Genomic DNA, 9,433 nt, shown 5'->3' on the forward strand with positions numbered 1-9,433 from the left:
CTTTTTTTGTTTATGTTATAAAAATTTTGACAATAATTATTGAAACTTGGTATCTAACAGGGTATACTTCAAAACAATTTAAAGAATTAATTATTGTCGAACATAAAGAAAGTGCCTGTCATCAGGCTAATTGCCTAGTAGCAGACACTTTGATCTTGTCAACTGAACTTGTTGCCTCATCCAAAATGAAACGGGTATCAAAGCGGCTAAATTTAAACCCTTCTTTTTAATAAACGGTAAATGGAAACAAAAGTGGTTCATGAAGATTTTATCATAGTGTTTTGGAAATACACACATGCGAATCTTAATAAATGGACCATTTTCCAAACTTTCATAGGTTTGCTCCTGAACCTCCTCATTCTGATAGTTCCATACATATGTAGTAGTTCCAAACGGATAGAAGGGTTTACCATCTGAATAGGAGAAATGTGTTTTACCTGAAACAATTACAGGACCATGATTGTTCTCTCCCGCTTCAATACATTGAAATTTACCTTTTAACAATTTAAACTTTCTATTTTACTTTTTGTTTAAAATAACCACTCTATGGCTTTTCTTGTCTTATTTTTTCTCTTTTCACAGCCTGGAATTTTTTTATTATCAGGTCCAAAAGATCAAGATTATTATCAATAAAAGTTAATCGTTCCTGACTAACTCGGTGCCATTCATAATTACCCATGTTAAGTGCGATAGAATAGCGTATTCCTGGTGAATATAGCTGATGTAGCTTGCTAATAATATAACTACTTCCGACAACACCATCATTTCGGTTTATTATGGTTTCAATGTCGTTTTTTACCCATTTTGGAGTTACCTTCATAGCCTTTTTTGTTAACACTTCGTATTCTCTCAAGATATCACCTCATATATCATTTGACTCATTTCCAAATCAATTAATAGAATGCAATAACAAGAACTGTAGGTATAATTTTGATTTGAAATAAAACGGGAGACTAAGAGTCCACCAGCTGAAGAGTTTACTTTATTTACCGTAATTCAAAGCCAGTTTGGCAAACATATCTTCGAGGGTATACCTCGAATCAACATAGTGATAAACACGAATCATTCTTTCATTTTGATAATGTTCATAATTTAAATGGTTTGTAATCCTTGGTGCCGGCTTTAATTCATATCCGTAATCATGATCATCCAGCAATAAGCTTATAGCAGGAGAATCCCCGAGGGACCATGTTTCTCCTTTTGGCCAAGGTATATCCGGGATCGCTGTCGCAGCCCAGTCGTTAAAGTCCACCAACTGTTGGTACAGATAATTACCTATTTCCCCACATGGTTTTACTTTATAGGCCAGTTCAGCAATACACACCCTCAGTGTTGCATACACATTTTGCGGAACTTGCCATAGTTCTAATTTGGATTGGAACACGACATTCGCAGCATGTGGGTCATTGAATAAGTTAAACTCCCAGCCGCCCTTTGGCCAAGGGCCACCTCCAATCCACACCGCAGTCAATTTGTCGGCAATTTTTGGTTCCATTAGATAGGCAGATGCCAAATCGGTTAATGGTCCTAAAAAGACAACGAACAACGGAGTTGGATCGTCAGCAAGTGCCTCGCGTATAATAGCCTCCGCCCCCTCCGACCTTTCAGGTGTGTTTTCATTTAAAATTGGCTTCTCCGCCCCTTTATAAACTGGAACTTGGCCATTTAAATTCATAATAGTTAGAACTTTTTCGATTTCATCGTAGCTTGCCAGCATCGAATTTTCAGTACGATTAAACATAGAAGCCCCATTAGAGTAATTAGCGGCAATGATTCCCTTGATTTTAAACCTTGGCGTAAGTAATCCATGAACAATGGCAAATTGGTCATCCGCCTCATTTTTCGCATCTGTATTGATAATTAATCTGATTTTCTTATTCTCCGGTATGTCAAACGGCAGTTTCATATTCATTCACCACTCTTTGTTTATACAGTACATAAAATGACAAATTAGACTGTCATTTTACCTTGTGCATTCTTTCTACGTTCTGCCAATTCCTTACCAATCTGAACTTGCTTTTCCTCTGTTAGATCAAACCATAAGATGGAAATTCCTAGTGTACTCAAAATTGAAGGTAGAACAAATATCACGAACTTAAGCCCAAAGAGGGTTGAACTACTTTGCTCTACTCCAGGTACGTAACCAATAACAGACAGTGCCCCTGCAGCTATCGCACCTGATAAAGCGGTTGCAAATGTTTGTGTAAATCCGCTGATAGAACTCATAAATGCATTGATATTCATCCCTGTTTTCCACTCGGTATAATCGATTGCAGCCGGCATCAATGCCCCCGAAGCAGGACCACTCAATGAACCAATTAATGTGGTAATAACTGAAATAACGATAAAAATGATTAAACCAGTATTATTAGCAGGAATGAATAACAATATCGGTCCTGATATCAGTCCTACAACAACGCTCGTTAAAATGGTAACTTTCAATCCAAAACGCTTAATGACTATATGACTTAAGGCTACACCTATAAGGGCCGGTACCAAAGCAATGATTCCCATAATTGCCATTAAGCCTTCATTGTGGAAAAAGTATTTAAAGAAATGTATTTGAACTGCAGACCTTACCCCAGCTGATAAGACAGCTCCAAATCCACCCAAATAAATGATGACAGCCGTTTTATTTGTAAAAGTAGCCGCAAACATTTGTTTAAATGAGGGTGACTTTTCATCTTTTTTTGTTTCTACCATATATCTTTCCTTTATTTTCGATACCTGGTAAATTGCTACTAATACAGTGAAAACACCAGCAATTGCCATCAATAAAGAAAATCCTTTAGCATCATTCCCGCCTCCTAAAGCCTTGTATAAGGGTACTGCACCTACGGCAACAATTAAAGCTCCAGCCATAATAGATAGATATCCTAATTGCCCTAGTGATACCCTTTCATCCACTCTTTTCGTCACAGTCGGGACTACTGCGCCTCCTGGTAAATTGATGATTGCGGATATAACACTATAAAAAGTATAAGTAATAATGGCGTACACTAAATTTCCGGTCGGACTTAAATTTGGATTAGTAAAAGTTAACCATCCTGTAATACCAAAAGGCACTCCTAGTATGACAAACCACGGTGTGTATTTCCCCCATGGGGTTTTTACCTTATCGATAAAAGCTCCAAATAATGGTGCTATGATCGCATCCAAAATACGAATAACTAGAAATAGTGCTGCTATATAAGCGGGATTAATTTTCATAAAGTCAGTGTAAAAGAAAAGCAAATATGTTTGCGTCATTTGAGTATGAAAAGTATTAGGCGCACTACCAATCACGAGGGCTATCTTTTCACCTAATTTTAGTTTTGGAGCTTCAAAATCTTCATTATCTACCGGTTCAATCGCTTTTGTGGCTTCCATCGTAATTCCCCATTCATAGTTTTATTAAAGCCATTGGTTTTGTGCACATTATAGCCGGCAAAGAGTCTGTTTATGTTACAAAAGTGAACGAATCATAAACAGCCTACTTCACCCGACAGCATTAATCTTAGTCTAGTGTAAACGATTTAAAGTCAAACTTCCCTGTGCCCTTGAACTGAAAAAACAAGGAAGATATAGCATCTTTAACTTCCAGTGCACCTTCAAAATTTTGATAGGCTTCACCCGCGTCGATAGGAATCCGGGCAACCATATTTCTTCCGATACTGGATAAAACAATCATTTCTCCTCTTGCATTCCCTCGAACCTGCACTGAAATCTTTGTAGTTTCTTGCAAATCGAAGTATTTAAAACCCGCAACCGCTCCATCTTGCATGTTGGCAATATATTGATCACCTTGCTCCTCACGGTCTGCGCCGCTTTGTGTAAAGAATGGATGAGTCTCATAATCTTCTAGGTACGTGCTAATGTGGCATGCCCCACGCTTTGAATATAGATTGCAGGCGATAAAAGCTTCGTATTCGCCTTTTCCAACAAGCGGACCATCGTTTAGTCCACAGCTTGTCATCTCTACTTGCTTAATGTCTCCGTTTTTATCTATAACGATTTTTTCAGCACAAGCTTGTCGTGAAAACGCATGCTTATTGGTTTGCCTATGATAAAAAACATACCACTGGTCATTTATTTCAACCATGCTACCATGGTTGTTGCCTGTGTAATTTAGCCTTTCCGCTTCCGTTCTGCCATTCAAGAAAATATCTCCATTACTAATAATGGTCCCTCCATATACAAAACCACCATCCGGCCTGTCACTTGTTGCATAGCACAATTCATGACTATTTATGGATGAGTAGATAAAGTAATAGGTATTGCCTATTTTTCGCATCGAACTCGCTTCAAAAAACTCATGTCCTATAAAACTTGTCCCATTGGCATGTCCTGCCTTCGGTAAAATCAACTTCGGGCCTACCTTTACAGTCAGCATATCCGGCTCCAATTCAAAGCAATAAGCCCCTTTATATTTTCGGCTTTTGAACAACTTATCGCATTGCTCACTATCCTCTGGACCAAAGCCTGAATAAAGGTAAATTCGGCCATCATCATCCATAAAAATTCCTGGATCAAATTGAAATATATCATCACTGCTTTCCCCTACTAATTTTCCATCTTGATACCTTACGGAACCATAGTATTGGAAAGAGCCAGCCGGGGTATCGCAAACTGCGACAGACATGATTCCTAGCATATCAAGAGCATAATAGAGGTAATAGCGGCCATCTGGTCCTTTTTGAATATCTGGTGCATACAAACATCTGGCACCATCCGTGTTCATAGGATCTTGATTTTTGCGGTAGATAATTCCTTCATATCGCCAATCATAAAGACTATCTAATGGAGCAGACCAGCAAACATAATCGTTTTCGCAGAATCTTTCCCCATTAAACCTGTCGTGGGAGCCATAAATATATAGTCTATCACCAAAAACATAGGGTTCCCCATCAGGTATATACTCATAACTCGGAAGGAATGGATTAAACACTTGCTTTTTCATATATCCTCCTTAAAGATGAAGCAGTGAATTTCGTATTTAGAAAACTAACTTCAAATGTGTCCACTCTTTGTTAAGGATTGAAAGAGTGAGACACATTTTAATGAAGTTTCGTAAAGAATATCTATTATATGGCTTATTTAACGATTACCCGTACACGGCAGAGGTTTTGAACCTGCGTATAGATATCGCTTACATCACCATTTCTATTTGATTTAACTCTCAATACAGGGAAGTACGTTCCAGGTTTACTAAAAATGTATTTTGCTTCCACGGTGGCGATAGTGCCATCACCACTAATGTTGGTAAATTCCCCCTTAACAGGAAAATCGGTTTCTCCCTCAAAGCTCCATTCGGCAAATGTCAATTGACCAGAATGGGCAGGAACTTCAACCTCCGCTATAAAGTCTACTGGCTCACCAGCCTTAACGATTGCACATTCGCTTACGTTCGCCTTAAGGGCAACTACTGGTTGAATTCCTTTTCGCTCATTTGCCTTTGATGGTACGGAAACTTGTCCATCGATCACTGAATATTGAGTGCTCTCATGAGGGATGATACCAAACTCAACCCATTCACTAACATCGAGCACAGCCTGATGGAGAGCTCCTAGATAGCTGATAAGATGTAAATCATCCGCCGTCTTTGCCTGATCATCGTGCATGGCATTATCCATGTACCATAGTCTGAAACCTTGAGATTCTTTATCCCCCAGTTCGTCCTTAACCTTTGTGCGATACCAATCGGGCTGCCACGGATAAGCGCTTTCATCAAGTAAAGCAGCAACTACGATCATTTTCCCATTGAAACGGCCGCTCTGGATAGATCCAGCCCCTCCACGGGTAATGTTAGGTCCTATAATAACCGGTCGTTGTGGATATAGTGGCGTGCCATGCTCATCGCGGAACTGATCCCATACATGAAAATCCGCCGATGGAACCTGATGCCGGTGATAGGTCTGTATTGCAATAAAATTCGAATTGTCCAACATAATTTCATCGCCTGGTTTTACTTTTTCAAGGACTTCAAGCATTCCCTCGATTCCAAAACCTTCTGCGATATAAGCTTTATCTCCTTCCAACCTGTCAAGAGGTATCTTTGAGCCTGCAGCCTCACCACTTAGGAATACGATATCCGTGCCAGTTAAGTACACATCCCCTGCCGGTACGCTCTTAAGTTCCAGCCAAGGTTTAAATAAACTGATATCAATACTTTTGTGCCTGTGCCATGCATCATCGGCGCCTGTCTTCGTGTCATCCTTTATTAGTAATTCTTCACTTATCAGATGAGTCTCGGTAATCACTGTTTTGTATTGAAGCCGGTCTCTTACTGCAGAACTGTTAGGGTCTGCACCCAAATAACCAGGAACCGTCCAAAAATCCTTTAAATAGTCAGGATCTACTTGCTCTATTACCGGTACGAAAAGCGGAAGTGCTCCCAAACCAACATATTCATGTGAAAACCACACCCTCGTAGGGAATCCCATTTTCGTTACTTCTTCAAGTGCCGCTCTTTCCTCTTCATTGAGACCCGCATAGATATCTCCACTTCCACCGGGTTCCAAAGCATCAGCAATCATTGGAAGTTTATTTCTGAGTATCCGCAATGCATGGGCACGAACGGTAAAAACATTTGGAATGGCCATTGGTGATCCAATGATATAGGGCACGGCTCCATCCCAGGCATTCGTGTTTTCAAAGCAGCTTATCGTCTTAAATCCGCCGCCGCTTCCCCCATAGACATATCCAAAAGGACGATGCGGTCCATAAAGCTTTGCTGCGATTACACGTGAATACTCTGCCACAGCAGCACTTGAACGATAAATAGTCGTATCAACAGCTGCAGGTCCGCCCATATTCGACTCGACAAAATAAGCTCCGTTCGTGATGGCAAAGCCTATTTTATCTTCTTCTCCCTTGCGGATTTGCGAGGCATCCTCATGTCCTTGAAAAGGAGCCATAAATTGAAAAAAACGTCCTTTATAGTTTTCCTTTTCCGGAAAATACAAAGAGAATCGGACTTCGGTGCCCTCAAATCCGCCATGAATATAATGGTATCGCACTGCGCCCTCTCGCCATTCATCAATATCTACATAGGGCTTTTGGAATTCGGTGTCTAATTTTGGATCATAGAGTAACGTTTTTTCTTGTAACATGTTATACCTCCTAGAGTTTTCTACTTTAAGATAATTTCATTTTCACAGAAATCATGAAATCTGTATTTCATTTTTTTTGTTTGTGTTATAAAATTTCTAGTATACTTATTGGAGGCAGATATGTATGAATAATCACGTTACTCTACAAAAGTTATACGAAGCGATGAAAATACCCTTACAGCTTTTTGATAATCATGTACCAATCCAAAATTATGGGTCTGGTGAGTTTTATCCAAATCCAGCTATCAGCATGATTAACAGCTCTGTTGATAATATTCATTCCGTTTGCTATACCGTTTTACCTGAAAATTTATTTTGCGGCCTGATTCGAATTGACAATTCATCCCAATATGTGATTGTAGGACCGGCGATGGCATTCGAATGTACACGAAACCAGGCCGAGAAAATCCTTGAGAGTTTACAACAGCCAGTAAACAGAATAAATGAATTCTTGCATTGGTTTCGGACAATACCTAATTGCGACCTCCAACGATTTCGTAGTATTTTAGTTTGTTTAGATTATTTTTTAAATGGGGCAGAGCATGAACCTGTACACATCGCATACCAAGTGAATCCTTCGCCAACGCTATCAATCGATACGAATCCTACGTTTATCGACCATGTTAGTGATCTATTAGAAAAACAAATGCTTTCTTACATCGAATATGGGAATACGAACGCACTTGAAACCGTTTTAAACGATATGGAAACTACGAATGGTGGTGGAGTTCCTAAGTTAGCTCCCGACGTCGTACGATCCTTTAAAAACATATTTATTGTGTCAACAACACTATCTTCAAGAGCGGCCGTGAAAGGCGGCTTGGATTTTGATACCGCCAACGCGCTGACAACAAGGTATCTAACTCAAATTGAAAAGATTAAAAATTACAGTGAAATCTTCATTCTCTTAAAGCAAATGTTCTTGGATTTTGCAAAAAGAACGGCTCGATCTCGTTCCTATTTATCAGACTCCCTTCTTGTCAATAAAATTAGTAAAGAAGTACAAGCCCATCTTTATGAGAAAATTACACCTGCAAGTATAGCAGAGCGTTTAAGAATGAATGGTTCTTATCTTTCGACCCATTTTAAGAAAGAAACTGGAAAAACACTGACGGAATTTATTAATGAGGTGAAAATAAAAGAAGGCATACGCTTACTAGAAACCACCCAAATGCCTCTCATTCAAATTTCGGCCCAGCTTGGTTTTTCTTCACAGAATTATTTTCATACAGTTTTCAAAAAAATAACTGGCATGACGCCAGTCGAGTATCGGAATAAAACCTAAATCTTGGAGAAAAGCCCATAAGATAGAAAACAGCACTGGTTAATATTGGAGAGACCTAGTTAAATAAGACAAAGGAAAAAGCACCCCCTGAATCGTATTTAAATAATACGTAACTCAGGAGGTGTTTTCTTATGGGGAAGATAAATGAATATTCAGAAGAAGTTAAAAAGGCTGTTATTGAAATGAAGTTAAGTGGTGAGTATTCTAATCGTGAAATTATGGACAAGTTCGGAATTACCAATGTTACTCAGATTAAAAGGTGGATGAAGTGGTATCGTGAAGGGCAACAATATCGTTTAGCGCAAGGGATTGGTAAACAATATAGTTATAGGAAAGGTCCTGCAGAACTATCTGAAAATGATCAGTTAAAGAGAGAAAATGAGTACTAAAAGGCACAAATAGAAATTTTAAAAAAGTACCAAGAAATCGAGAGGAGTTGGTTCCAGAAGCTGTAGTCGCCTTAGTTGAGAAATTAAGAGATAAATATTGTGTGACCATTCTTTGTAAATGCTTAGATATACCTAGATCAACTTACTATAGATGGAGAAAAAGGAATCCAAAAGTTAAAACTGAACTTGAAAAACAAATCATTGAAATTTGTAAACATCATAAATTTCTAATTGGGCATCGAACAGTCAGGGCCTGGCTATTACGTGAGTATAAGACGAAGGTTAATCGTAATACTGTACAACGAATTATGCAAAAATATAATCTGCAATGCCGGGTAAAGCCAAAACGTAATAATAATATAGCTGGGGAAATGAAGGTAGTCGTCCCTAACCATTTGAATAGGAATTTTAAAGCTTCTAGACCTAATGAAAAATGGGTAACTGATATTACCTACCTGCCGTTTGGACAATCTATGTTGTATCTTAGCACAATCATGGATTTATTTAATAATGAGATTATTGCATATCGAATTAGTACCAGCCAAGATGTTTCCTTAGTAATAAATACTTTAAAGGACGCTGTAGAAGGTCGTGAATTGAATAGCTTAATACTTCATAGCGATCAGGGATCTCAATATACGTCCCTCTCCTTTCAAAGAATAGCAAAA

Annotated in this window: 8 protein-coding genes and 1 pseudogene; 4 read left to right on the forward strand and 5 right to left on the reverse strand. The window is 38.8% G+C overall.

Annotated elements, in window-relative coordinates; genetic code table 11:
- Positions 1-230: hypothetical protein (locus V7266_RS25435; protein ID WP_335472040.1), on the forward strand; the 230-nt coding region annotated here is incomplete at its 5' end.
- A 314-nt stretch (positions 231-544) separates the two neighbouring features.
- Here the strand turns inward: V7266_RS25435 and V7266_RS25440 are convergent.
- The 5 genes from V7266_RS25440 to V7266_RS25460 all read right to left on the reverse strand — a co-directional run bounded on the left by V7266_RS25440 (position 545) and on the right by V7266_RS25460 (position 7,091).
- A complete protein-coding gene (locus V7266_RS25440) occupies positions 545-853 on the reverse strand; it encodes a hypothetical protein (RefSeq protein WP_335472041.1) in 309 nt (102 codons plus the stop codon).
- Between the two features lie 129 nt (positions 854-982).
- Entirely contained in the window at positions 983-1,912 is a 930-nt protein-coding gene (locus V7266_RS25445; protein ID WP_335472042.1) for a nucleoside hydrolase, read from the reverse strand.
- Between the two features lie 38 nt (positions 1,913-1,950).
- Positions 1,951-3,369: an MFS transporter gene (locus V7266_RS25450; RefSeq protein ID WP_335472043.1), complete on the reverse strand. Its 1,419-nt coding sequence runs from the start codon at positions 3,367-3,369 to the stop codon at positions 1,951-1,953.
- A 127-nt stretch (positions 3,370-3,496) separates the two neighbouring features.
- Entirely contained in the window at positions 3,497-4,939 is a 1,443-nt protein-coding gene (locus tag V7266_RS25455) for a family 43 glycosylhydrolase (protein WP_335472044.1), read from the reverse strand.
- 133 nt (positions 4,940-5,072) lie between these two features.
- On the reverse strand, positions 5,073-7,091 hold the full coding sequence (locus V7266_RS25460; RefSeq protein WP_335472045.1) for a hypothetical protein: 2,019 nt from the start codon (positions 7,089-7,091) through the stop codon (positions 5,073-5,075).
- Positions 7,092-7,215: 124 nt separating this feature from the next.
- On the opposite strand from V7266_RS25460, the gene V7266_RS25465 reads away from it, so the two are divergent.
- The 3 genes and pseudogenes from V7266_RS25465 to V7266_RS25475 form a co-directional block, all read left to right on the forward strand.
- On the forward strand, positions 7,216-8,376 hold the full coding sequence (locus V7266_RS25465) for an AraC family transcriptional regulator (protein WP_335472046.1): 1,161 nt from the start codon (positions 7,216-7,218) through the stop codon (positions 8,374-8,376).
- Between the two features lie 131 nt (positions 8,377-8,507).
- Positions 8,508-8,765: a transposase gene (locus tag V7266_RS25470; RefSeq protein WP_335472047.1), complete on the forward strand. Its 258-nt coding sequence runs from the start codon at positions 8,508-8,510 to the stop codon at positions 8,763-8,765.
- Positions 8,766-8,785: 20 nt separating this feature from the next.
- Positions 8,786-9,433: pseudogene (locus V7266_RS25475) on the forward strand (IS3 family transposase); the annotation flags it as partial.

Source organism: Neobacillus drentensis, from assembly GCF_036965645.1.
Classification (GTDB): Bacteria; Bacillota; Bacilli; order Bacillales; family Cytobacillaceae; genus Neobacillus; species Neobacillus drentensis_D.